The organism is Lysinibacillus sp. NPDC093210 (assembly GCF_044753985.1).
GTDB lineage: Bacteria > Bacillota > Bacilli > Bacillales_A > Planococcaceae > Lysinibacillus.
In genome coordinates this window covers 104,011-126,556 of sequence record NZ_JBIVOE010000007.1, presented here as the reverse complement: position 1 = coordinate 126,556, position 22,546 = coordinate 104,011, and the positions used below count along the sequence as shown (strand labels likewise).

The following is a 22,546-nucleotide window of genomic DNA, read 5'->3' as shown; positions in this document are numbered from 1 at the left end:
GGTTATTATTTCTCTTTTCATTGACGACTTTCACCTATGAAAAACATAGTCCCCTCTATAATAACGCAAACTTATTACCTAGTAAAATATACCTTAATTTCATTAAAATACCGTTATTCTCTAATGTTTTGTATAATAATGATATTAAGAGTATTTTTAATACAATTTATAATCTGCACTTCATCAACGTCCAAGCAGAATAAGGGGTAAAAACTATGACAATTCTTCTTGTAGATGACAATCAAGTCAATCTATTTGTAATTGAAAAAATTTTAAAAAATGCAGGTTATGATAACTGTGTATCTCTTTCATCAGCTTATGAGCTTTTTGACTATCTTCAGTTAGATGCTAAAAATCCGGCGGGTAGTTCAGTAGAGTTAATATTATTAGATATTATGATGCCTGAAGTGGATGGTATTGAAGCTTGTAAACGAATTAAACAAAATGAAAAATTTAACGACATTCAAATTATTTTCGTTACAGCATTAGAAGATAAAAACAAACTCGCAGAAGCACTCGATATTGGAGGGGTCGATTATATTACGAAACCCATTAATAAGACAGAACTTCTTGCAAGAATTCGTGTTGCCCTACGATTGAAGGCCGAATTAGACTGGCATACAAAACAAGAAGCAAAAATCAAATATGAATTAGATTTAGCTACACATGTACAGCGCAGTTTATTAAGTGCACCTTTACATGAAGATAATATTCAAATCGAGGTTTCCTACCTCCCATCCTCTAATTTAGCAGGCGATATGTATTATTGGTATAAAATAAACGATAACCGCTACGCAATCATTTTGCTTGATATGATGGGTCATGGTATTTCAGCTGCACTTGTTTGTATGTTTATCTCGTCCGTCCTAAGAGAAGCTGTTAAACAGCTCGTGGAACCTGAGTTGGTCATAAAGGAACTGAACCGTTATATGACGCTTTTACAGAATGCTAAGGAAGAAAATATTCATTACTTTACAGCTATTTACATAGTAATTGATACTGAACAAAAAACGATTGAATACGTAAATGCCGGTCATCCTTCTGGATACGCACTTGTTGATGAAGAAACATTAGTTCCTTTAAATCAAGGAAGTTGTGCTGTCGGTTTCTTTGAGGAAATAAAGGTAGAAAAACAACTTATCAAATATGAAAAGGATGTCCAAATTGTTTTATATACAGATGGTGTGTTAGAGGCGATGGGCCCATGTGAAATAGAGTCTGAAAAACATTTGCAAACGCTAACATCCAGTAAATGGAATTACACTCAATGTCTGATTGATAACCTGCTTCCTAAAGAAAAGCAAACAAACCAACCTGATGATATGTGTGTATTAATGATTCAAGCACAGGCAAATTAAATTAGCCAGCGATAAAAACAAAAATCCGCATACACTTCTGCTATTGGCATGCCTTAAAGCAATGTCTAAGCAGAAAGTATAGCGGATTTTTATAATTGCTATCGCCTATTAATCTAATTTTTGATAAATTTTCTCAACGCCCACGGTTTCTTTATATTTCGAAATAATGGCTTCACAGCGAAGTGTTTCCTTATCCCCTAAGCATAAAAAGCCATTTTGACTTAGGCTTTCGTAAAATAAATGATGTACTTGGCTTTGTAATACAGGTGAAAAGTAAATTAATACATTTCGACATATAATTACATGGAATTCATTAAACGATTGATCTGTCACTAAATTATGCTGTGCAAAAATAATGTTTTTTAAAAGTTCGGGATGGAAATAGGCATATTGATAGTCAGTTTTATAGTATTCTGAAAAAGCATGGCTTCCGCCTGCAAGCATATAATTCGTTGTATATGCTTGCATTTTTTTGATTGAGAACGCGCCCTTTTTTGCCTTCTCTAGCACATGCTCATTCATATCCGTTGCGTAAATCACCGCTCTATCTATTAGTCCCTCTTCCTTAAGTAAAATCGCCATCGAATATACTTCCTCACCTGTTGCACATCCTGCATGCCATATTCGGATCTCGGGGTACTGTTTTAAATAAGGAACGACTTCTTTACGGAAAGCTTTAAAAAAGCTAGGGTTTCGAAACATTTCCGTGACATTAATTGAAAAATCATTTAAAAGCTGCTCTAAAAAATCTTCCTCATGTATAACTTTTTCCAATACACGAGAAATCGTTGGAATATTACTAACCCTCATTCGATTGTATATTCTACGAGAAATAGAAGATTGATTATATTGTCGAAAATCAAAACCTGATAAACGATAGACTGCTTCGAGTAGTAACTCAATTTCCATATTCGAATGCTTGTTCAATTGTTGCTTGAGCTCAAAATTTTGGAATTGATTATCCATACTTATTTTAACTCCCTTTAGAAACTAGCCATACGCGTAACACCGATACTAATTGATCTAAATTTAATGGCTTACTAATATAATCCGAAGCACCAGCCTCTAAAGATTTATCACGATCTGTTTTCATCGCTTTAGCAGTCAAGGCGATAATCGGCAAATCTGTAAGCTTCATTTTTGTTCGAATGATAGACATTGTCTCGTATCCATCCATATTCGGCATCATGATATCCATAAGAATAAGATCTATTTTGTTATTCGTCTCCATGATCTTTAAACATTCTAATCCATCTTTTGCAACGAGAATATTCATGCCTCTATTTTCAAGGGCTGCTTTCAATGCATAAATATTACGATAATCATCATCTACGATTAATATATTTTTCCCTTGGAACACTTCTACTTCCTGTAGAGAGACAATGTCGCTTTCATTCCCTTGCTCCTGCACCTCTTCAATTATCTCAGGAGCTTCAAGAGTTGCCACTACTTCAACAACTGCGGAATCGATGGTCGTCGCCTCATTTAAGCCATTAGGTAAACTTGGAATAGTAAGAGAGAAGCTACTGCCCTTCCCTTCTTCACTTTGTAATGAAACCCAGCCACCGAGTAATTTTGCAAATTCTCTACAAATGGATAAACCTAACCCTGTTCCACCATATTTTCTTACAGTGGCCCCATCTGCTTGCTGGAATGATTCAAAGATTAGCTGGTGTTTGTCTTTTGGAATACCTATACCTGTGTCAGACACTGTAATTTCGAGCCATTCTGAGCTTACATCTTGCATATTATTTGTTAACTGTTCAAGGTCAAGCTGTTTGATATCTACACGCACATAGCCCTGTTCCGTAAATTTTAATGCATTTGATAATAAATTTTTTATAACTTGCTGGAATCTCTTTTCATCTGTATAGAAAATATCAGCAACATTTTCTGCCTTCGATATTTGCAACTCTAGATTTTTTTTCTTCGCTACTGGAGCAAAGATTTGCTCTATTTGCATCGGCATTTCACTCATGTTCACTTCATCGAAAATAATTTCGATTTTCCCTGCCTCAACCTTTGATATATCTAAAATATCATTTATTAATACGAGTAAGTCCTCACCAGATGAATGAATGACTCTTGCAAATTCCATCTCTTCTTCAGTTAAATTATTATTACCATTCTCTGATAACATTTCAGATAGAATTAAAATGCTATTTAACGGTGTTCGTAATTCATGAGACATATTGGCTAAAAATTGAGATTTATAGTTAGAATGTAATACAAGTTGCTCAGCACTATCTTCTAATTCTTTTTTAGCTTTTTCTAATTCTTGTGTTTTAATTTCAGCATCTTTTGTTCTTTCCTCTAGCTGCTCATTAATCATTGTTAGTTCTTCTGTTTGCATTTGCAATTCTTCCGATTGCGTTTGCAGCTCTTCAGATTGAACTTGTAATTCCTCTGTCATAGCTCTAGATTCGTTTAGTAAACGGACAATTTCCATTCGACCTAAAATACTATTAACCGTTAACCCAAATGTTTCAATTATTTGATTCACTAATTCTTTCTGTAGCGCTGTGTAGCTAGTCATTGTCGCTAATTCAACGACCGCTATAACGTCTTCCTCAAATATGATTGGGAAGATAAAAATGCTCTTCGGTGGCGCTCCACCTAAGCCTGTTCCTATTAAACGATAATCTTTCGAAATATCATCGTTAATGAAAACTCGTTTTTCTTGCGCACATTGGCCAATTATACCTTGTCCAATTTTAAATTTTTCAATCCCAACATTATCTCCAGCATCGGCAAAGGCAGCTTTCTTTACAAAATAGACATCGTTATTATGCATTTCCCGAACATAAAAAGCTCCGAATGAAGACCCTGTCTTGTGCGACATTTCTGAAAGGAAAGTTTCGGCCAATTTCGTAATAGCTGAAATCCCTTGATATTTAGTGACAATTTCAGCGATATTAGCCTGCAACCATTCTCTGCGCTCAAATGCATCTAACAACCCATTTGTAGCATCGGCAAGATCATTTATTTCGTCGTTTGTTTTGACATGGATTCTTGTCCGATAGTTACCCTTTGAAGCCGCCATTTCTTTAATTGTTTGTGTGACTTCTTTCATTGTTTTAACGATTGACCGCGAAATCCCACTCGCAATGACGATCGAGATGAGAGATACGAGCACTAGAATGCCAAACAAGCCTGAAGTTAAATTACTGTTTTTTCTATCCAATTGCTTGGCCTTATTTTGCGTTAACGTATTCTCATCTAAACGGAAAGCATCAAACTGATTTCGCATCGTTTCCATATCTTTACGACCAATATCCACTTTGAAAAATTCATTTAATGCTTCCGTATTATTTTCTTTTTTTAATCTTATTGTCGGTTCGCCAGCAGTTGCAATCCAATGCTCAATTGTTACTTTAATAGCATCTAACTTCTCTTGTTGGTTTCCCCTATTTTCTAATAGCTGATACAATTCATTAAAATCAATCTTCCAACTTTCTTCGGCATTAATGTATGGATCTAAGTAACTTGAATCACCGGTAATCATATAGCCTCTTTGGCTCGATTCCATATCTAAAATATATTTTTCAATACGATTGGTAAGTGTTTGAACTTGAGCATCATATTTGATAATGTGATTCCTTTCCTGTTGTAGGGAAGTAATTTGGTTGTTTAATATAATCACTGATGCAAGTAAACAAAGAATAATAACTACATAGCCTAGGATGATCTTTGTACGTATACCCATTTTTATCTTTTTATACATTTAATCCCCCTACCTTTTACTGTCCTATAGCTATATTAACAGTATAATGGTGGAATTGAAATTAACAGGTTGACTTTACTTTGTTCAACTCTAGTTAATTCCCTAGTACAACCGTAGTTAAAACCTCACAGCGAAGGGATTTCAGCTAATCTCCTTTATTTTAAATTTTTCTCTATGCGATCTGCTTTTAAATTCAGAATTGTTTCAGTGCCTGGCACTTATTTATTAATAAGCATTTTATAATTTCATATACATCTTATAGTGAACGATTTTGAAATAAGGGGAGAAAAACTGTGGACATATTTGTAAGACCCGGTGATTCACTGTGGTATTTCAGCGAGTTATATAAGATACCTCTTCAATTAATTATAGACTCCAACCAAAACATCAACTCTCAACGACTTCAAGTTGGACAACGCGTTCAAATTCCTGGATTTGTTACAACTAGCTATTCAATCAAACAAGGAGACTCTTTGTGGCAAATTGCTCAAAGTCAAAATGTGCAGCTCGATGCCATTTTGCTTATCAATCCCGACGTTAATCCAAATCGACTGTACATTGGCCAGATTATTCAAGTCCCTCACAGACTCACTTGGCGGCTCGTAAACGGTAAACAAAATTACGACTACAACATTATGATAAATGATATTAAAAAGCTACAAGCTGCCTATCCATTTCTTCAAAACACCTCCATTGGCAACTCCGTTTTAGAGCGCCAAATGCCCGAGATTCTTATTGGCAAAGGCTCAAAGCGCATTCATTATAACGGTTCATTTCATGCCAATGAATGGATTACTACGCCGATCATCATGACATTTCTAAACGACTACCTACTCTCTCTAACAAATCAAACGACTATTCGAGGGCTCTCCACATTGCCTCTATACGAGCAAACAACACTTTCTATCGTACCGATGGTTAACCCCGATGGTGTGAATTTAGTTCTTCATGGACCACCAGATAATGAAGCATTAAAAAATAAGCTAATTACATGGAACAATAACAGTACCGATTTTTCTGGATGGAAGGCGAATATCAATGGTGTCGATTTAAACGACCAATTCCCTGCAAAATGGGACCTTGAAAGTGCTCGCAACCCTCAATCACCAGGACCACGAGATTATGGAGGAGAAGCACCGTTGACTCAGCCTGAAGCTATCGCCATGGCCGATTTAACAAGGAGAAGCAATTTTGCTTGGGTTTTAGCGTTCCATACCCAAGGCAAAGTAATCTATTGGGGATTTGAAAATCTTGAACCACCTGAATCACAAACGATGGTGGAGGAATTTAGCCGTGTAAGTGGTTACGAGCCTGTTAAATCAGCAGACAGCTATGCTGGCTATAAAGATTGGTTTATACAAGACTGGCGAAGACCAGGGTTCACTGTGGAGCTTGGTAGCGGTACGAACCCGCTTCCAATCAGTCAGTTTGATGACATTTACCAAGAAGCTTTAGGGATTTTTCTAGCAGGATTATATTTGTAACAATTAATACTTCTAGAAAGCCGATAATGCAGGATACTTGTCCTTCATTATCGGCTTTTATATTTGAATTACAGAATAATTTTTTCTATAAAGTCCCAAATATTACTTTGACAGATAGAGTAATCTTTGATAATATTACTCCATCAGATAGAGCAATAAAGGTTAAGTAGGTGACTTATGGTTCGAAGTGACATTATCCGCGGACATTTGGATTCAATTATTTTACGGCTAATTTTAGAAAAGGATCGTTATGGGTATGAAATTTCCCAAGAAATAAGCGTCCGTACAAATAATCGTTTTCAAATTAAAGAAGCAACTTTATACGCAGTATTTCAACGTTTAGAAAAAAAGGAAGTAATTGAAGCCTATTATGGTGATGTTTCACGTGGGGGCAAAAGGAAGTATTACCGCATTACCTCATTAGGCAAAGCTTATTTAAGCGAGCTTGTTAAAGAGTGGACAGAAGTGAAGGAAATTATCGACTTATTTATGGAGGGCTTAGAATGAAAAAAATCAAACATCATATTGATGAGCTATTTAAAGACATGCCACGCAATAATGAAACTGAATTGGTGAAACAGGAAATCATTGAAAATCTTGAAGAAAAGGTATTTTACTTAATAGAGCAAGGAAAAGAAGAAGAGGATGCAATCAATAAGGCAATCGTTGAATTTGGAGATATTGACGATTTAAAAAAAGAATTAGGCGTGAAAGTACCAGAAAAGAAAAGTATGGCGAAGTTAAATTTAGAATTTTCCTTATGGGGAAGTGGCTTAATAACAGCCTTCTTTATTTTTATCAATCTATACTACACACCAAATATCATTTGGGCGATATATCCAATTTTCGCCATACTATGGTGGCCTCTTTCAATGTATTTCGTATGGTCACGTAAGAAATGGAGTGAGTAAAATGAAGCATTACATTAGTTTTTCTGTTGTCGGTAGTTTGATGACTATGCTGTTTTTAGGAATTGTCAATTATTCCACAACGCCAAACACGATATGGTTTATTTACCCTTGCTTATTGTTGTTGCTATGGCCTATCACTTTATATTTCATGTCAAAAAAACTATATAAACAGTACGCTGTTATTTGCAGCGCCATGGTCATTGCTTTCCTTATCATTGAAAATCTTTTGTATTCACCGCAGCATTTATGGTTCATATACGCCATATATCCGATTATATGGTGGCCTATTCTTATGTTTTTAGAGGAAAAAGCTAAATCAATGAACATAGCAGTCATTGGCTGTGCAAGCACAATCATTTATTATTCAATAACAAATTTCATCATGTCTCCCCAATATCCTTGGGCTATCTACCCTGCATTTTTAGTTATATGGTGGCCATTATCTCTATATCACGCTAAGAAAAAAACTTTTGTTGCATTCTCGGTTTATGCTAGCATACACATCAGTATCTTTTTTATAATCGTCAACATCGTTTCCTCGCCAACCGTAATTTGGGCTATCTATCCAATCTTCTTAGTTCTTTGGTGGCCACTAAGTATGTATTTTTATGTTTATAAAAGAAGAATGTATAAAAGCTCTACAATGTAAGGCATCATGTAATCGCTCGCGTGATAGTCTGCCAGCCCCTATTTAAGTAAGGCAAAATACGATTAAAGGGAATATACGTTATGTATAAAAAACAATTAGCCACTCTAAAAATTTTCGCCATGACCTTGCTCATGCTATTCACGACCGTTAACGGAGTTGTCTTTGCAAACGGCGGTGATGCTACAGATAAAACTCTAAATATTTCTGCTATTGATGCGTTCATGGCAAAGGAAATCGATAGGTTAAACATTCCAGGTGCTTCACTTGCAATCGTTAAGAAGAATCAAGTTGAATATTTGCAAGGGTATGGTGACTCTAGCCCAAATGGCACAAAAATGACACCACAAACACCTATTGTTATCGGATCAGTGAGTAAATCATTTACAGCTCTTGCCATTATGCAGCTTGTAGAACAAGAGAAGATTCATTTAGACGATTTCGTACACAATGTGCTACCGGGATTCCAACTTGCAGATAAAGAGCAATCTAAAAAAATAACTATTCAACACTTACTAAACCAAACGAGCGGTCTTTCTACATATGATGGTCAAGTAGCAATATCGCAAGGAGATAAAACAATAAAAGAACATGTACAAAGCTTAGCATATATAAATTTGTCATCACCTGTTGGTAAACACTACGAATATTCGAATTTAAACTATAGCATCTTAGGTGCAGTCATAGAGGAAGTTACAAATACCCCCTATAAAGAGTATATAGATGAATTTATATTTAAACCGCTTGAAATGAACAATAGCTATGCTGATCCAAAAGATGATATCAACAATACTATCGCACACGGCTATCAAACTGTATTCGGTATTAAGGTACCGACAGAGCAATTAATCCATGATGGCACAGTTCCTTCTGGTTACATTATTTCTAGCGCAGAAGATATGGCTAATTACATGATGGCACAATTGAATGAAGGTCTCTTTAATGGAAAAAGCATTTTGTCAGCAAATGCAATGAATACGCTGCATCAACCATCCTCGTTTATTTCACATGATACTTATTATGCCATGGGCTGGGAAGTAAAGAATGACGTCATCTCCCATAATGGATGGACAGAAAACACTTACTCCAAAGTGTTGTTAGATGGGCAATACGGTATTAGTCTTCAAATCAATGCTATGGATTATTTTAATTTAAATGAATATGATGCCATAGTTAGTGGCCTTAACAAACTTGTCCATCATGAACAATATACTATATCTAATAGCAACCCTTTTATGAAATATATAATATTTGATTTGCTATTTGTAATAACCATCATGCTAATTGCTCGCTCGATCTATATAAATTTCAAACGTAACAAACGTAAAATATCAGCTTTCCGTACAGTTCTTAATTGGTTCTCCCTAATTATATTTAACTTCCTAATGCCTTTATTTATTTTAATTGGATTCCCCAAGTTATTCGGGCCACTGTCTACGGTAACAATATTTGCTCCAGGAATTGGACATTTGTTATTTATAATACCTATACTTCTTTTAATGGCGGGTGTCATCATATTAGGAAAACTACTGTTAAAGAAACCTAACGTAAGTGTAAAAACCTTGCCTTGAATTTGAGAGTTATTCACTTAACATAAATCATATATTTACTATATAATTTAATTAGTAAATATTATAATAGGCTGTGATCAATTGTTAAATAATAACCCAATGCAAAATATAGAAGTTATAATGCGGGAAATGCTTGAAATACAACAAAAATCGATGATGTTTGTTAACCTGCTATCAGAAGGTGAATCATTATCACAGAACCAGCTGATTTTACTTCTTCAGCTAAAAATTAATGGTGGTATGAAAGCAACTGAGATTGCGGATTTCTTTAGCGTAACCCCTGGTGCTGTTACGTCCATGTGCGATAAACTAGAAAAATTAAATTTATTACAACGAGTTAGAGAAAAAGAGGACCGACGCGTCGTAAACATGATATTAACAAATGATGGAGAGACAAAAGTACATGAAATATTTTTGAAGTTTCCACAAGAAAAATTAGCGGATATAGCAAAAGTGTTAATGGATGTAAATAAATTAATGCATAAAATTTTTTAGGATTTCAAACAAATTGAAATCCTTTTTTTATTGCCCTCTTTATTTCCTAACACAATAGGCATTTTTTGTTCTTGACAAATTAACGGAGCATATACTTTAATTGATATATATTTTAATTATTAAAATATATATCAATTAAATCAAAGAGGTGATCACCATGTCAAATGAACATATACAAAAGCAACGTAGTATTACGCTTACGAGTGGCACTATTAATGATTTAGCGCCTGACTGTGAACAATTAAAAATTCGCGGTGCTGTTGCTTTTCATCAAGAGCTTCGCTTAAAAACAATCTCTACTCATGGTCATAGCTCGTTCCATTCATGCGTTATTGCGCATGTTTTAAAAAATACAGGCTCTTGTGTTATGAAGGATTATTGTGAAATTACGGAAGTAACGAATGCAGGGAATTTAAAGATACGCAATGGACAAATCGCGACTATTAATAGCTCAGGGAAATTAACAATTGAGCAAAATTTACAAGCACAACAGTTTCACGCAATTGGCTTTGTTAAGGCACAAGAAATACATGCAGCACATTTTTACTTAAAATTATCAGGAGCAAGTGAGATTGACCGGTTAATTGCCGAAGATATAACGATAGAGAAAGATAAATTATCGGTTTCAATTGTTAGAAAAAAACTTCATTGTAAATCGATAAAAGGAAAAAAATTACATCTTTCCTATACAAATGCGGAGGTCGTTGAAGGAGATATTGTTGTAGTGGGCAGTCATTGTTCAATACAAACGCTTTATTATACAAAAAGCTATACTATTTCTCCCAATGCGAAAGTGCAACAAGTTATACGGAGGGAGCAACTATGAAAATGATACGTGGTTTTTTTTGCTCGTTAGCACTGGTTGTCCTAACTGTCCTATATGTGGGGCTTGTTGTAAGTGGCTTATTAGCAATACTTGCTGGCATTTTACGAACTGTAGGCATTGACCAAATAAAAATGAGTATTTGGCAAGGCGTTGATCTCCCGGTCGTTTTCAGCATACCTTTAGCACTTGTTGTTTCTGGCTTTCTGTTCTATTGTTCACTTTATGTAAAACGTTCCATGACATTTTGTTTTTCGAAGCTAAAAATCTAGATCCATGAATGCTAAAGAGGTTCAAATCTTCCACACTTTTGCTCGAACCTCTTCTTCCGCTATACTCACACTTTTAAATACTAATTATTATTTTCCTTGATTTGCAGGGCTTGCTTATTTGTTGCTATATGGATAGACATAAAGAGTGCAAATACAAGACCCACTGTACCAAAGATGACAGCTACGAGCTGTAGTGAAAACCAGTCTGCCAATATACCTAAACTAAACGTAAGTACAATTTGTATAACACTTTGAACAAGGCTAACAGAACTACCGAATCGTCCCATTAAATTTGGCGGGATATTTTTTTGATAGACAGTATCGTATCCCGTATTGCTGAATGCCATAAAAATGCCTAATGTGATAAAACAACACGTAGCAAACCATATATTGCTTGAAGCATAGAAGGCGGTATAGGATACCATCGTACACGTAAGTCCAACTCCTACATAAGTAGCAATTGAAAATCTATGTACTAAAACCATTGCCAATAAACCACCTACAATAGCTCCAACGCCAGCAATACTTACTAGCACACCGTAAAGACTGTCCGAAGCAGATAAAACTTTCTTTATAAAAGTCATTTCTTGTGAATCTAATGCAAAAGCAACCATTAGCGCAATTTGATAGGACATAAAAAATTTTAAGAAATTACGTTGTTGCTGTATAAAGGACCAAACTGCTTTAAAATCAGTTATTATTACGCCCATTGTAAGCACGACACGCTTCTCTTCTATTTCCTCTTCTATATTCGGTAAACGTGAAATGACCCACGCACAAACAAAAAATGTCACGCTATTAATCCATATGGCGATACTTATATTAAAAACAGCAATAAGGACACCTGCAATTGCAGGACCTAACATAAAAGAACCTGAATTTAATGTGCCTAATAATGCGTTAAAACGTTGCTTATCTTCATCGCGTACGTATTTCGCAATATAATAAGTACTACTTGGACCGAAAAAACTATTCGCTATATTCGCTAAAAATAACAAGCCATAGATGAGCCAGATAGACGTCATAAATGGCATAAGGAAAACAATGATTCCACGTACAACATCCATTGCGATCATTATCTTTCTTTTGTTCGACCTATCAATAATTGAGCCTGCTACAAAATTGGTCAGTATACGTGCAATCGGACCAACAATAAAGATACCCGCAACTGCTGTCGCAGAATAAGTTAAATGCCAAACCATTAAATTTAAAGCGACAAGATAAATCCAATTTCCAAGATAAGAAAAGCCAAATCCGCCTAATAACAGCCCATATTTTCGAATCATCGCCAAAGGCAATCCCTCCTTTTTAATATTTTACCATTTACTTCTAACTTAGTATTAAGTAAATTAAATTGCATTTTTATTTATCCTTGCAAAATCGCTACCTTACACACGTGAAATTCATTACAAGATCATATCTAAGAGTTACATGAAATCATTCTATGTTGCTTTTCATTCACTTTTCTTACTATAAAACTATACAAGAAAGGTGGTGCTGCAATCGTGGACGAGCAGCTTTTATTCAGTACGGTTTTTATTTCAGGGATACTATCCTTCCTTTCCCCCTGTATAGTCCCTTTACTACCTGTTTACTTTTCAGTACTTTCAACAAATGAAAGTGGTGTCGCTATACAACACAGCTTGACCTTAGGTAAATGGCAAGTGAACCCACATTTAATTTTTAAGACGGTTATTTTTGTTTTTGGTCTCTCTACAAGCTTTGTCATCTTAGGTTTTGGCGCCGGTTTTCTTGGTGCGTTTATTAATAAAGACTGGTTTATCGCCATATGCGGTGTAGTGGTAGTATTACTCGGCCTACATCAAATAGGTCTTTTGAAATTAGCAGTGCTCCATAAAGAAACAAAAGTAAAACTGAAAAGAAGCGATAAACGTGATTTACTTGGTACCTATTTACTGGGTCTTACATTTAGTATGGGCTGGACGCCTTGTATCGGACCTATTTTAGGGGCGGTATTAGGAATATCCGCTAGCGAAGGACAGGCCACTTACGGGGCACTTATGATGTTTTTCTATGCACTCGGTCTATTAATCCCATTTTTGATTCTTGCAATTTTCTCTGATTTACTATTACGACATGTAAATAAAGTGAATAAGCATATAGGGAAAATCAAAATTGCTGGTGGGATTATCATTATTTTTATGGGAATTGTCTTAATGACAAATAATTTAAATGTGTTACTTACGCTCATTCCACAATAAGAAAGGAGACTTACCATGTACAATTTTAAACTGCTCATTGTCATGTTAGCAGCGGTATTTCTTTTAGGGGCATGCGCAGGGGATTCCACACCCTCAACGAAAGCAGCAGCTAAAAATGAAGGGACTATCGCTCCAACCTTTGAATTAGTTGATACCAAGGGCGATACTTACAATCTCGCTGACTATAAAGGCAAAAAAGTGTATGTGAAATTTTGGGCATCTTGGTGCTCTATTTGCTTAGCAGGCTTAGAAGAATTAAATACACTAGCTGGGGAAGAGCAGGATTTTGTTGTCTTAAGCATCGTATCACCCAATTTCAATAATGAAAAAAAGAGTGATGCATTCATTAAATGGTTTACTGGTGTTGAAGGAACGTCCAATATTAAAGTGCTATTAGATGAAGATGGTGCAATTGCGAAACAATACAATATACGAGCCTATCCAACATCGTCCTATATTGGCTCAGATGGTCAACTCATTCAAACGCTGCCCGGCCATGTAAGTAATCCACAAATTATTGAGAAATTTAAAAGTATCCAATAATAGAAGGAGGTACATCTAATGAATATAAAACTATTTGGTGTATTATTTAGTGTTTTACTATTTTTATATGCATGCTCAGTCGATACTTCTTTGTTAACTAGTCGCGGAAGCACAGCCCAAGCAGAATCTAAATATCCAGCCAACCCAAACGTCAACTTAAATTTTGATACAAATAATTTAAAAGATATTTGGCTTGCAGGTGGTTGTTTCTGGGGCGTAGAAGCATATATGGCACGTGTTTACGGTGTTTATGATGCAGAGTCAGGTTACGCCAATGGAAATACAGAAAATCCAACTTATGAAGATGTTATTTGGAGAAACACAGGGCATGCAGAAACTGTTCATGTCCGCTATGATCCCGAACGAGTTAATTTAGAAAAGCTATTAACACATTTCTTTCAAATTATTGACCCTACTTTATTAAATCAGCAAGGAAATGACCGCGGCACACAATATCGTACAGGTATTTACTATACAGATGAAGCAGATAAACCAATCATTGATCAGGTAGTAGCGAAAGAACAAGAACGCTATGAGGACCCCATTGTTACTGAAGTGGAACCACTTAAAAACTTTACACTTGCAGAAGAATACCACCAAGATTATCTTGAAAAAAATCCAGATGGCTATTGTCATGTAGAGTTTGATTCATTGAAAAATCAAGAAATGCCATCCCTCATTGACCCAGCGCTATATCCAAAGCCAAGTGATGAGGAAATTAAAAAAATGTTAACAAAAGAGCAATATCGAGTAACACAAGGGAATGGCACGGAAATGGCTTATTCAAATGAATACTGGGACAACTATGACCCTGGTATTTATGTTGATATTGTAACAGGTGAGCCACTATTTTCATCAGCCGACAAATATGATTCGAGATGCGGTTGGCCAAGCTTTACTAAGCCGATTGATCCAGCCGTAGTGCTTGAGTATAAAGATACGAGCTTTAATATGATTAGAACCGAAGTAAGGAGCCGTGCTGGTGATAGTCACTTAGGACATGTGTTTAACGATGGACCTATCGATCGTGGGGGTTTGCGTTACTGTATAAATAGTGCAGCGATTAAGTTTATTCCACAAGCTGAAATGGAATCTGCTGGTTATGGTTACTTAGTACAGCTAACAAAATAACAGTACACCCTTGAATTCAGTTCCAGTCACCAAAACAATTTTGCATCCTCCTAGCACTGCAAGTAGTCATATTTATTACTCACCAAGTAAAAATCCACGAAGGCTCCTGTGGGAACGCACGCAACGTAAGCCGCAACAGGCGACGCATTAGCAACGGTTGCGGCTTACACTGTGCCCACGGAAAGCACAGTGGATTTTTACGATTTAGAAAATCTTTTTGCATACTTAGAGCTACTGATAGGACAATACCTTTAAGTATTTTCTCAAAGAGGTGATACGATGTACAAATTATTAGTGGTCGATGATGAAGCGATCATCATAAAAGGAATTCGCTCCTTTGTTAACTTTGAGGAGATTGCCATTTCTGAAGTATTTGAGGCATCTAATGGAGAGTCCGCTCTTGAAATCTTTAAAAACCATAGTCCTGACCTCGTTTTAGCTGACATCAATATGCCGAAAATGAACGGCCTCGATTTCGCCATTACAGCAAAAACAATTAAACCAAATGTAAAAATCGCTATTATTACAGGCTATGATTATTTTGATTATGCCGTAACTGCATTAAAGGCAGGCATTGATGATTACGTTTTAAAACCCGTTTCTAAAAAAGACATTCAAGAAACGTTAAAAAATCTGATTGCAAAAATTCAAGCAACACAAAGTCAGCATGAGCTATCTCGGCTTGTGGAAGGAATTTTGAATGAAACAAACATAAATAATGACACAGGCTATAAAGCTAAAATTCAAAAAGAAATAGACCGTAACATTGCAAATGTCGATTTTTCTTTAAGCTATTTAGCAAAACAAATGGCACTCAGTAATTCTTATTTAAGTAGCTTGTTTAAAAGCCTATACGGTAAAAACTTTCAAGATTATATGCTATCCATTCGCTTAGATAGAGCGAAAATCTTTTTGCTCAGCACTGATATGAAAGTGTACGAAATTGCAGCTGCTGTAGGCTTTGACGATCCCAATTATTTCAGCGCTACATTCAAAAGGAAATTTGATATTTCTCCAAATCAATTTAGAGAAAAAATGAGAGAATAGCGGATGAAGAAATCAAATATATTGAAAACTTTACGCATGCAAATTGCCCTTCATTATTTAAAAGCGAGTGGGCTTATTTTATTATTAATGGGCGTTATTTTGTATTACAGTATTGCTTCTGTTGTGTTAAGTGAAGCAACATCTAGCACGAAAACGGCAGTTGAAAAGAGCGGTATGTATATTGACCTCTATATCGACCGTCTTAAAGCAGTATCAGGTTTACTCGCTGAAAACCCCCAGCTTGTAACATATTTTTCGAGTGCAGAGCGAGACCCTACCATAAAGCATCATCTACTGTCTATGATTGAAACAACGATGGCAACGGATCGATTCATTCAATCGGTTGTAATTGTTAGTAAAGATGGACAAGTACTGTCCAATGAAAAGGGATTAATTATGAGTATGTCGAGCAATATGATGAAAGAACAATGGTATGTGGCAGCTGTTAATAATGGCAGCAAGCCTGTATTGACATCTGCTCGCATGCAGCACTTTTCAATGGATAAAGATAATTGGGTAATCTCCGTTAGCCGCGAAATAAAAAATGCTGAAGGTCAAAATATTGGAGTATTGCTTATCGATATTCAATATAAAGTTATCGAAGACTTTTTAGCTAATTTGGATTTAGGAAAGGATGGTTTTTCTTTCATTATAAATGACAACGGAGAAGTCGTTTATCATAAGGATACCGCGTATTTCGAAAATTACTTAAAACAACAACAATTACAGCAAATTATTACCAATCAAGCGGGCTATGATAAAGAAAAAAATACGTTAACGCACACCTATAAGCTGAATAATGCCGACTGGACATTTGTTGGAGTCTCCTCACAAGACGGCCTATTAATGATCAAAAGGCAGCTGCTCGAAATCTTTTTATTAGTAGGCATGATTCTTTTTATTATGGCTGCTGTTAGTGTCGCTTTATTTGCCGGACGAATCACGATACCATTCCAACGTTTGGAAAAAGCGATGCAAAATATCGAACATGGCTTAAAAGAAATACCTATCGATGAAAAAGGATGCTTTGAGGCACAAAGTTTAGCAAAATATTTCAATAGTATGATTGTCCAAATTGAAAAACTAATGCAGGAAATTACTGAAAAGGAAAAACACTTAAGAGCAACAGAAATTTGTGCGCTCCACAGTCAAATTAATCCTCATTTCTTATACAATACTTTAGATACAATTGTTTGGATGGCGGAGTTTAATGACAGTGAGAAGGTAATCGAAATAACAAAAGCACTTGCTCAATTTTTCCGCTTATCACTTAGTGGTGGGAATGAAATGACAACCGTAGAAAATGAATTAGATCATGTTCGTCAATATTTGTTTATTCAAAAAGAACGTTACGGCGATAAATTACATTACAAGATTGTCTGTGATCAATCGATACGAAACGTACGAATGCCAAAAATTCTTCTACAACCAATTGTTGAAAATGCTTTATATCACGGTATTCGAAGTACCCCTGGTAATGGTCATATTCATATTAGTGCGATACCTATTGAAGATGATGTGGAGCTTATCGTTCGCGACAATGGACAAGGCTTTGACGTCAAACAACTAAATAGAGAATCTACAGAGAAGCGAACAAAGCTTGGAGGCGTTGGCATTCAAAATGTAGATCAACGTATTAAACTATACTACGGCCCTAGCTATGGAATCACAATCAATTCAAGCTTAACAATTGGTACGACAGTCACAATTAAAATTCCACAAGAAATGAATTAAAGAAAAGTATTATAGATGAATCGTTTAATTCTACAACAAAGACCAAAATGTTATTAATAGGCATCAAGAAGTGCTTGATGCCTTTTATTAGTCATCGACTCCTGCAGAAAATTTCAAAAGCAGCAGTTATCTTTATTCATTTTAAATAAAAAAGAACTAAGGCTTACACCTTAGTCCTTAACTCAATGAATTGAATAGTTGTCAAATAAAAACTAGTGCCATGCAGTCCGCTCACTTACCGGTTGCTGGGTATTTTTTTTCCCTTGTGCTTCAGGAAAGTTATTTGCTTGAGCTGAAGCTGCATCAAAATCGAAATCAGAGCCAAACTCCTCTTTATAGAGCTTTTTGCCATTATGATTTACTTCTCGTTTTTTCGCACTATGCTTGTCCCTAACTTTTGCATTGTTACAATTTGTGTTTATATTTGACATAGCCATCCTCCATTGATTTTATTGAAAAGTAATAAAACAGATAATCTGTTCAAATACTTTTCATTTTAAAGTTTGGCCAAGCAAATGAGTTTTTATTTATAAAAAGATTGCATATAAGATGAAACGTTATTAAAGCATGTTAGCTAAATAAGATTGCAAAGATTTAGGTAACATTTGAAAGAATAGTCCCTCATATTTAATATCGAGCAGACCCGCAATAATTATGATAATAACGATGAATGCTAAAAAGGGCTTCTTATTTTTAGAAATCCAATTCAAAAGGCTCCCCTCCTTAGAAAAATTACGTTTTAGTCCCTGTTAAGTATATATTGATTTGTGAAAAAAATATATTATTCCTTTTTAATCAAAAATTAAGCGAAACATACCTTGTCACCCATAAACGGCTTGTGACATAAATTAAAATGATATGTATTAAAAGATAAACGGGAAGTAATTGATTAAACTTTTTTAAGAGAGGAATGGCTATGGTAAATTTTAATTTTTTTCAGGGTACCGTTACACAGATAAATGATTTTGTAGGCGGGCAAAACGGTGAAAGTGAAGGATGTTATACGTTAATGACGGTAGAAAATGGTGCAGGCGGCATTGTTAATTTTGTTATTTCACCATCTACTTATTTTGTAAATCACGAAGTTGTAAGCCGTGGTGATCGCATTGTTGGGTATTATGATGGGAATGCACCTGTACCTTTAATCTACCCTCCTCAATATCAAGCACTTATCATTGTTAAAGAAAACAGCTATCAAAATGTAAAAGTAGACTTCTTTAATTCTCAATTGTTGAGTAGTGATGGTCAATTACAATTAAATCTTGCACCATACACGCCTATTTTACTTATAAATGGGCAGCCTTTTTCGAAAAGTCCTGCAAATCGCACTCTCATTGTTGTTTATGGACCTACGACAAGAAGCATTCCTGCACAAACTACGCCTCATGAAGTAATTGTTTGGTGTTAAGCCCCCTAAAAATATTCAAAATTGTTTGAGTGTCTGGCACTAAATCCACTGCGCTGCAAATGAGCACAGTGGATTTTAGCTATTTTAAACAGTTTGAAGTTTATACTTTTTCACTTCAGGAGGAATTGGGCATACGTATTCCTCACCATTTCGCTGTTCAATTAATTCTAGCTTCGCTTTTTCAAGGACTTCGGGATTTTGTAGCACTTCAATAGCAGTTGCCGCAATAACTTTACCAGCATGCAGCATACCTTTATGTGCAATTGAAGTTTTTCCTGTTGAAACGACCTGCCAAGTATGAAGAGGTGTTCCAATTGGTTCACATGCTACCATGCATTGTACGGTTGGGACAACCCAGCTCACATCGCCAACATCGCTCGTACCTGGCAATATTCCGTTTGATGGAATAAATGGATCGATAACATGTGCTAAATCTTTGCCTTCTAGTTCTTTATTAGCCTTAATATCTTCTTTTTTATCAGCCTCAGATAAAGTTGCACGAATGGCCTTCGCGAATTGTTGTTCATTTTCATCATACTGTGGAACACCTAAAGCAACAAAGTTATCATGCATTGCTTTCTCTAATGTGTTATTCGGCAATATATCGGAAGCAGCGGAAGCAAAATCAATTTCCACTTGTGTACCAGTCATCAGAGCCGCTCCTCTTGCAACATCACAGATGCGTTGATAAATTTCTTCTGCTTGAGCTACGCGTGGTGCGCGAATAAAATACAATACATCTGCCTTTTCTTGTACAACATTTGGTGAAACACCACCCGTATTTGTTACAGCGTAATGAACCCTTGCTTCAGGAATAATATGTTCTCGTAAATAGTTAACGCCGACATTCATTAGTTCAACTGCATCGAGTGCACTTCTACCAAGATGAGGCGTACTAGCAGCATGAGAACTTTTCCCTTTGAATCTAAAGGATACTTCATAGCAAGCAAGAGATGACATGGACCAAACAGAATTTCGAGACCAAGGATGCCAGCATACTGCAAAGTCTACATCATCAAACAGTCCCTCTCTTACCATAAATGTTTTACCACTACCGATTTCCTCACCAGGGCATCCATAGTAACGAACAGTACCTTCAAGATTGTTTTCTTTTAAATATGAACGGATTGCGATTGCCGCAGCTAATGCTCCTGTACCAAGTAAATTATGTCCACAGCCGTGCCCGTTGCCATTCGTTACTTCTGGATTATACTGAATATCTCCACCCACTTGACTTAATCCAGTTAGTGCATCAAATTCACCTAAAACAGCAATAATCGGCTTCCCTGTCCCATAACTACCAATAAAGGCAGTATCAATATTGCCTACTCCCTTCTCTACAGTAAAACCTTCTTCTTCTAAAGTGTTGCATAATAATTCTGCTGATTGGAACTCTTCAAATCCTGTTTCTGCATAACCCCAAATTTGATCGCTTACAGAAATTAATTTTTGTCGTTTTTCTTCAATAACCTTTGATAATGTTTTACGATAATCCATTTCTTTCACCCCGTTAGAATACTATTTTTGCTAAAAAATTTTTAAGCCATCCAAGCAAATGCAATAAACTTTCCTAATAATTCGCCATCTCAGCTCAGTAAAATGGCGAATATAGAAAAGAGTCAATGCTACATACCGATCTATCTTTGCTATTAAAATGGTCCATAATTAATTGCCTGGGCAATAATTAAAAAAATCACAACAATAACAATTTGAATAGCAACATATGGGAATACCCATTTAGCCCATTTTGAATAAGGAATGCCCATCATACCTAGAGCTGCTAACAATAAGCCACCTGTCGGAATAATTAAACTAGAAACACCGCCACCCATTACAGTAGCAAACGCAGCTGTTTGTCTTGTTACTCCCACTAGGTCTGCTAACGGTGCCATAATTGGCATTACTAATGATGCATGTCCACTTCCAGACGGCACTAAGAAATGGATGAAGAAATTGACAACTGCCATACCTACCGCTGTTACGCTTGGTGAAAGGCCATTCAGTAAATTAGAAGTAATATGTAATATCGTATCTAATAAGTTGCCTGACGTAAGTACGACAAGAATTGTATTAGCAATCCCAATAATCATCGCACCTGAAATCATTTCAGAGCATCCTTTTAAAAATGCATCCGTCATTTCATTGCCAGAAAGTCTTCCGATAAGTCCCATAATAATTGCACCTAATAAGAAAATCCCTACAATTTCACTGATGTACCAGCCAAGACTAATAACGCCATAAATCAACGCTATAAAGCAGCCTAAGAACACTAAAAGAGAAAGTGCATGTCTTTTACTTAACTTGAAATCGTCATCAAACGTAATTCTTTCATTCGGGTTAAACTTCCCGTATTCAGCTAGTTCAGGATTTTTCTCGATTTTATTTACGTGTCGTAAAATAAATGCAACCGATAAAATGTAGAAGATAACATAAATAGCGATACGTAAGCCCATACCCGAGTACATTGGAAGTTCAGCAACTGTTTGAGCAACACCAATTGTAAAAGGATTCGTAATGCCGGCAGTAAATCCAGCACCTATCATGCCGAGAAATACTATTGCTACACCTGTTAGCGCATCAAAGCCTAAGGCAATGGTCATTGGAGCAACTATTGTAATATAGACTAACGAGTCTTCAGCAGCTCCAATAAGGGTACCGAGTAACGAGAACAGAAGTACCATCACTGGAATAATTAATTTTTTTCTCTTACCAAATTTTTGTGCAGTAAATCGAATTAAAGCATCAATGGATCCTGTAGCTTGCATAATTCCAAGAGCACCACCAATTAGTAGAACAAATAATATAATTGGTGCACCTTTGACCATCCCTTGGTGAAATGCATTAAACATGTCTAGCAAACCTACAGGCGTATTTGTGATGTATTCAAATTTTGTAGGGTCAATAATCGTTCTACCATTTTCCTCATATCTAGCGTATTGACCAGCAGGTATAACATAGGTTAAGAGCGTAAGAACAACAATGATTAAAAACATTAGAACATAAGCATTCAAACCACCCTTTTTCTTCTTCCTCTTTTCAGTACCTTCTTCTATCTTTATTGGTTTGGCAGTACTCAAACATAACACCCCTTTGTGATTTGTGTAAAAAGCAATCTGTCCTACTATGAATTAACTCAAAAAACAGTCGAGTTTTAATCATCCTCTCGGCTAAAATATA

General features: G+C 35.8%; 22 protein-coding genes. 15 read left to right on the top strand and 7 right to left on the bottom strand.

All coding sequences use genetic code 11. From position 1 onward, the window contains the following. Positions 1 to 215: 215 nt before the first annotated feature. Entirely contained in the window at positions 216 to 1,358 is a 1,143-nt protein-coding gene (locus tag ACIP9C_RS16680; protein WP_401012414.1) for a SpoIIE family protein phosphatase, read from the top strand. Between the two features lie 108 nt (positions 1,359 to 1,466). Here the strand turns inward: ACIP9C_RS16680 and ACIP9C_RS16675 are convergent, their stop codons facing one another. Together ACIP9C_RS16675 and ACIP9C_RS16670 are read right to left on the bottom strand one after the other, a co-directional pair. Then, positions 1,467 to 2,324 (bottom strand): CheR family methyltransferase, encoded by an 858-nt coding sequence (locus ACIP9C_RS16675; RefSeq protein ID WP_401012412.1) that lies wholly within the window; start codon positions 2,322 to 2,324, stop codon positions 1,467 to 1,469. 7 nt (positions 2,325 to 2,331) lie between these two features. Further along, complete coding sequence (locus tag ACIP9C_RS16670) at positions 2,332 to 5,082, bottom strand: ATP-binding protein (protein WP_401012410.1); 2,751 nt, start codon at positions 5,080 to 5,082, stop codon at positions 2,332 to 2,334. Between the two features lie 293 nt (positions 5,083 to 5,375). Here ACIP9C_RS16670 and ACIP9C_RS16665 point away from each other — a divergent pair, with 293 nt between their 5' ends. The 8 genes from ACIP9C_RS16665 to ACIP9C_RS16630 all read left to right on the top strand — a co-directional run bounded on the left by ACIP9C_RS16665 (position 5,376) and on the right by ACIP9C_RS16630 (position 11,284). Further along, a complete protein-coding gene (locus tag ACIP9C_RS16665) occupies positions 5,376 to 6,566 on the top strand; it encodes a M14 family metallopeptidase (RefSeq protein WP_401012408.1) in 1,191 nt (396 codons plus the stop codon). 177 nt (positions 6,567 to 6,743) lie between these two features. Then, positions 6,744 to 7,073 carry a PadR family transcriptional regulator gene (locus tag ACIP9C_RS16660; protein WP_401012406.1) on the top strand — a complete coding sequence of 110 codons (330 nt, stop codon included), beginning with the start codon at positions 6,744 to 6,746 and terminating at the stop codon, positions 7,071 to 7,073. Further along, positions 7,070 to 7,477 carry a permease prefix domain 1-containing protein gene (locus tag ACIP9C_RS16655; protein WP_401012404.1) on the top strand — a complete coding sequence of 136 codons (408 nt, stop codon included), beginning with the start codon at positions 7,070 to 7,072 and terminating at the stop codon, positions 7,475 to 7,477. Before ACIP9C_RS16660 ends, ACIP9C_RS16655 begins: the two co-directional genes overlap by 4 nt. A gap of 1 nt (position 7,478) precedes the next feature. Further along, positions 7,479 to 8,126, top strand: a complete 648-nt coding sequence (locus tag ACIP9C_RS16650; protein ID WP_401012402.1) for a hypothetical protein — start codon at positions 7,479 to 7,481, stop codon at positions 8,124 to 8,126. Between the two features lie 80 nt (positions 8,127 to 8,206). Beyond that, positions 8,207 to 9,694 (top strand): serine hydrolase domain-containing protein, encoded by a 1,488-nt coding sequence (locus ACIP9C_RS16645; RefSeq protein ID WP_401012400.1) that lies wholly within the window; start codon positions 8,207 to 8,209, stop codon positions 9,692 to 9,694. Between the two features lie 99 nt (positions 9,695 to 9,793). Continuing rightward, on the top strand, positions 9,794 to 10,189 hold the full coding sequence (locus tag ACIP9C_RS16640) for a MarR family winged helix-turn-helix transcriptional regulator (RefSeq protein WP_401012569.1): 396 nt from the start codon (positions 9,794 to 9,796) through the stop codon (positions 10,187 to 10,189). Positions 10,190 to 10,346: 157 nt separating this feature from the next. Beyond that, a complete protein-coding gene (locus ACIP9C_RS16635; protein WP_401012398.1) occupies positions 10,347 to 11,015 on the top strand; it encodes a hypothetical protein in 669 nt (222 codons plus the stop codon). Next, entirely contained in the window at positions 11,012 to 11,284 is a 273-nt protein-coding gene (locus ACIP9C_RS16630) for a hypothetical protein (RefSeq protein WP_401012397.1), read from the top strand. The genes ACIP9C_RS16635 and ACIP9C_RS16630 overlap by 4 nt, the downstream gene beginning before the upstream one ends. Before the next feature lie 80 nt (positions 11,285 to 11,364). Here the strand turns inward: ACIP9C_RS16630 and ACIP9C_RS16625 are convergent, their stop codons facing one another. Next, the gene (locus ACIP9C_RS16625) at positions 11,365 to 12,570 is read right to left on the bottom strand and encodes an MFS transporter (RefSeq protein WP_401012567.1); all 1,206 of its coding nucleotides are present in this window, start codon (positions 12,568 to 12,570) and stop codon (positions 11,365 to 11,367) included. A gap of 219 nt (positions 12,571 to 12,789) precedes the next feature. Here ACIP9C_RS16625 and ACIP9C_RS16620 point away from each other — a divergent pair, with 219 nt between their 5' ends. From ACIP9C_RS16620 to ACIP9C_RS16600, 5 genes are all read left to right on the top strand, one after another. Beyond that, on the top strand, positions 12,790 to 13,506 hold the full coding sequence (locus tag ACIP9C_RS16620) for a cytochrome c biogenesis CcdA family protein (RefSeq protein WP_401012395.1): 717 nt from the start codon (positions 12,790 to 12,792) through the stop codon (positions 13,504 to 13,506). A 15-nt stretch (positions 13,507 to 13,521) separates the two neighbouring features. Further along, positions 13,522 to 14,049 carry a redoxin family protein gene (locus ACIP9C_RS16615; protein ID WP_401012393.1) on the top strand — a complete coding sequence of 176 codons (528 nt, stop codon included), beginning with the start codon at positions 13,522 to 13,524 and terminating at the stop codon, positions 14,047 to 14,049. 18 nt (positions 14,050 to 14,067) lie between these two features. After that, positions 14,068 to 15,180, top strand: coding sequence for a peptide-methionine (R)-S-oxide reductase MsrB (gene msrB / locus ACIP9C_RS16610; RefSeq protein WP_401012391.1), 1,113 nt, complete (start codon positions 14,068 to 14,070; stop codon positions 15,178 to 15,180). Positions 15,181 to 15,459: 279 nt separating this feature from the next. Then, positions 15,460 to 16,227 carry a response regulator transcription factor gene (locus tag ACIP9C_RS16605; RefSeq protein ID WP_401012389.1) on the top strand — a complete coding sequence of 256 codons (768 nt, stop codon included), beginning with the start codon at positions 15,460 to 15,462 and terminating at the stop codon, positions 16,225 to 16,227. 3 nt (positions 16,228 to 16,230) lie between these two features. Further along, positions 16,231 to 17,961: a cache domain-containing sensor histidine kinase gene (locus ACIP9C_RS16600; RefSeq protein WP_401012387.1), complete on the top strand. Its 1,731-nt coding sequence runs from the start codon at positions 16,231 to 16,233 to the stop codon at positions 17,959 to 17,961. 212 nt (positions 17,962 to 18,173) lie between these two features. On the opposite strand, the gene ACIP9C_RS16595 is transcribed toward ACIP9C_RS16600, so the two are convergent. Together ACIP9C_RS16595 and ACIP9C_RS16590 are read right to left on the bottom strand one after the other, a co-directional pair. Beyond that, positions 18,174 to 18,392: a hypothetical protein gene (locus ACIP9C_RS16595; RefSeq protein WP_401012385.1), complete on the bottom strand. Its 219-nt coding sequence runs from the start codon at positions 18,390 to 18,392 to the stop codon at positions 18,174 to 18,176. A 129-nt stretch (positions 18,393 to 18,521) separates the two neighbouring features. Further along, positions 18,522 to 18,671, bottom strand: coding sequence for a hypothetical protein (locus tag ACIP9C_RS16590; protein WP_401012383.1), 150 nt, complete (start codon positions 18,669 to 18,671; stop codon positions 18,522 to 18,524). A 206-nt stretch (positions 18,672 to 18,877) separates the two neighbouring features. On the opposite strand from ACIP9C_RS16590, the gene ACIP9C_RS16585 reads away from it, so the two are divergent. Beyond that, the gene (locus ACIP9C_RS16585; RefSeq protein WP_401012381.1) at positions 18,878 to 19,369 is read left to right on the top strand and encodes a hypothetical protein; all 492 of its coding nucleotides are present in this window, start codon (positions 18,878 to 18,880) and stop codon (positions 19,367 to 19,369) included. Positions 19,370 to 19,453: 84 nt separating this feature from the next. Here ACIP9C_RS16585 and ACIP9C_RS16580 read toward each other — a convergent pair whose 3' ends face one another. After that, positions 19,454 to 20,866 (bottom strand): M20 family metallopeptidase, encoded by a 1,413-nt coding sequence (locus tag ACIP9C_RS16580; RefSeq protein ID WP_401012379.1) that lies wholly within the window; start codon positions 20,864 to 20,866, stop codon positions 19,454 to 19,456. A gap of 152 nt (positions 20,867 to 21,018) precedes the next feature. Beyond that, complete coding sequence (locus tag ACIP9C_RS16575; RefSeq protein WP_401012377.1) at positions 21,019 to 22,446, bottom strand: YfcC family protein; 1,428 nt, start codon at positions 22,444 to 22,446, stop codon at positions 21,019 to 21,021. Positions 22,447 to 22,546: the final 100 nt, after the last annotated feature.

Coding starts and splice junctions, on each gene's coding strand:
- ACIP9C_RS16680 (WP_401012414.1), top strand. CDS start 216: ATGACAATTCTTCTTGTAGATGACAATCAAGTCAATCTATTTGTAATT.
- ACIP9C_RS16675 (WP_401012412.1), bottom strand. CDS start 2,324: ATGGATAATCAATTCCAAAATTTTGAGCTCAAGCAACAATTGAACAAG.
- ACIP9C_RS16670 (WP_401012410.1), bottom strand. CDS start 5,082: ATGTATAAAAAGATAAAAATGGGTATACGTACAAAGATCATCCTAGGC.
- ACIP9C_RS16660 (WP_401012406.1), top strand. CDS start 6,744: ATGGTTCGAAGTGACATTATCCGCGGACATTTGGATTCAATTATTTTA.
- ACIP9C_RS16655 (WP_401012404.1), top strand. CDS start 7,070: ATGAAAAAAATCAAACATCATATTGATGAGCTATTTAAAGACATGCCA.
- ACIP9C_RS16650 (WP_401012402.1), top strand. CDS start 7,479: ATGAAGCATTACATTAGTTTTTCTGTTGTCGGTAGTTTGATGACTATG.
- ACIP9C_RS16645 (WP_401012400.1), top strand. CDS start 8,207: ATGTATAAAAAACAATTAGCCACTCTAAAAATTTTCGCCATGACCTTG.
- ACIP9C_RS16640 (WP_401012569.1), top strand. CDS start 9,794: ATGCAAAATATAGAAGTTATAATGCGGGAAATGCTTGAAATACAACAA.
- ACIP9C_RS16635 (WP_401012398.1), top strand. CDS start 10,347: ATGTCAAATGAACATATACAAAAGCAACGTAGTATTACGCTTACGAGT.
- ACIP9C_RS16630 (WP_401012397.1), top strand. CDS start 11,012: ATGAAAATGATACGTGGTTTTTTTTGCTCGTTAGCACTGGTTGTCCTA.
- ACIP9C_RS16625 (WP_401012567.1), bottom strand. CDS start 12,570: ATGATTCGAAAATATGGGCTGTTATTAGGCGGATTTGGCTTTTCTTAT.
- ACIP9C_RS16615 (WP_401012393.1), top strand. CDS start 13,522: ATGTACAATTTTAAACTGCTCATTGTCATGTTAGCAGCGGTATTTCTT.
- msrB (WP_401012391.1), top strand. CDS start 14,068: ATGAATATAAAACTATTTGGTGTATTATTTAGTGTTTTACTATTTTTA.
- ACIP9C_RS16605 (WP_401012389.1), top strand. CDS start 15,460: ATGTACAAATTATTAGTGGTCGATGATGAAGCGATCATCATAAAAGGA.
- ACIP9C_RS16600 (WP_401012387.1), top strand. CDS start 16,231: ATGAAGAAATCAAATATATTGAAAACTTTACGCATGCAAATTGCCCTT.
- ACIP9C_RS16595 (WP_401012385.1), bottom strand. CDS start 18,392: ATGTCAAATATAAACACAAATTGTAACAATGCAAAAGTTAGGGACAAG.
- ACIP9C_RS16585 (WP_401012381.1), top strand. CDS start 18,878: ATGGTAAATTTTAATTTTTTTCAGGGTACCGTTACACAGATAAATGAT.
- ACIP9C_RS16580 (WP_401012379.1), bottom strand. CDS start 20,866: ATGGATTATCGTAAAACATTATCAAAGGTTATTGAAGAAAAACGACAA.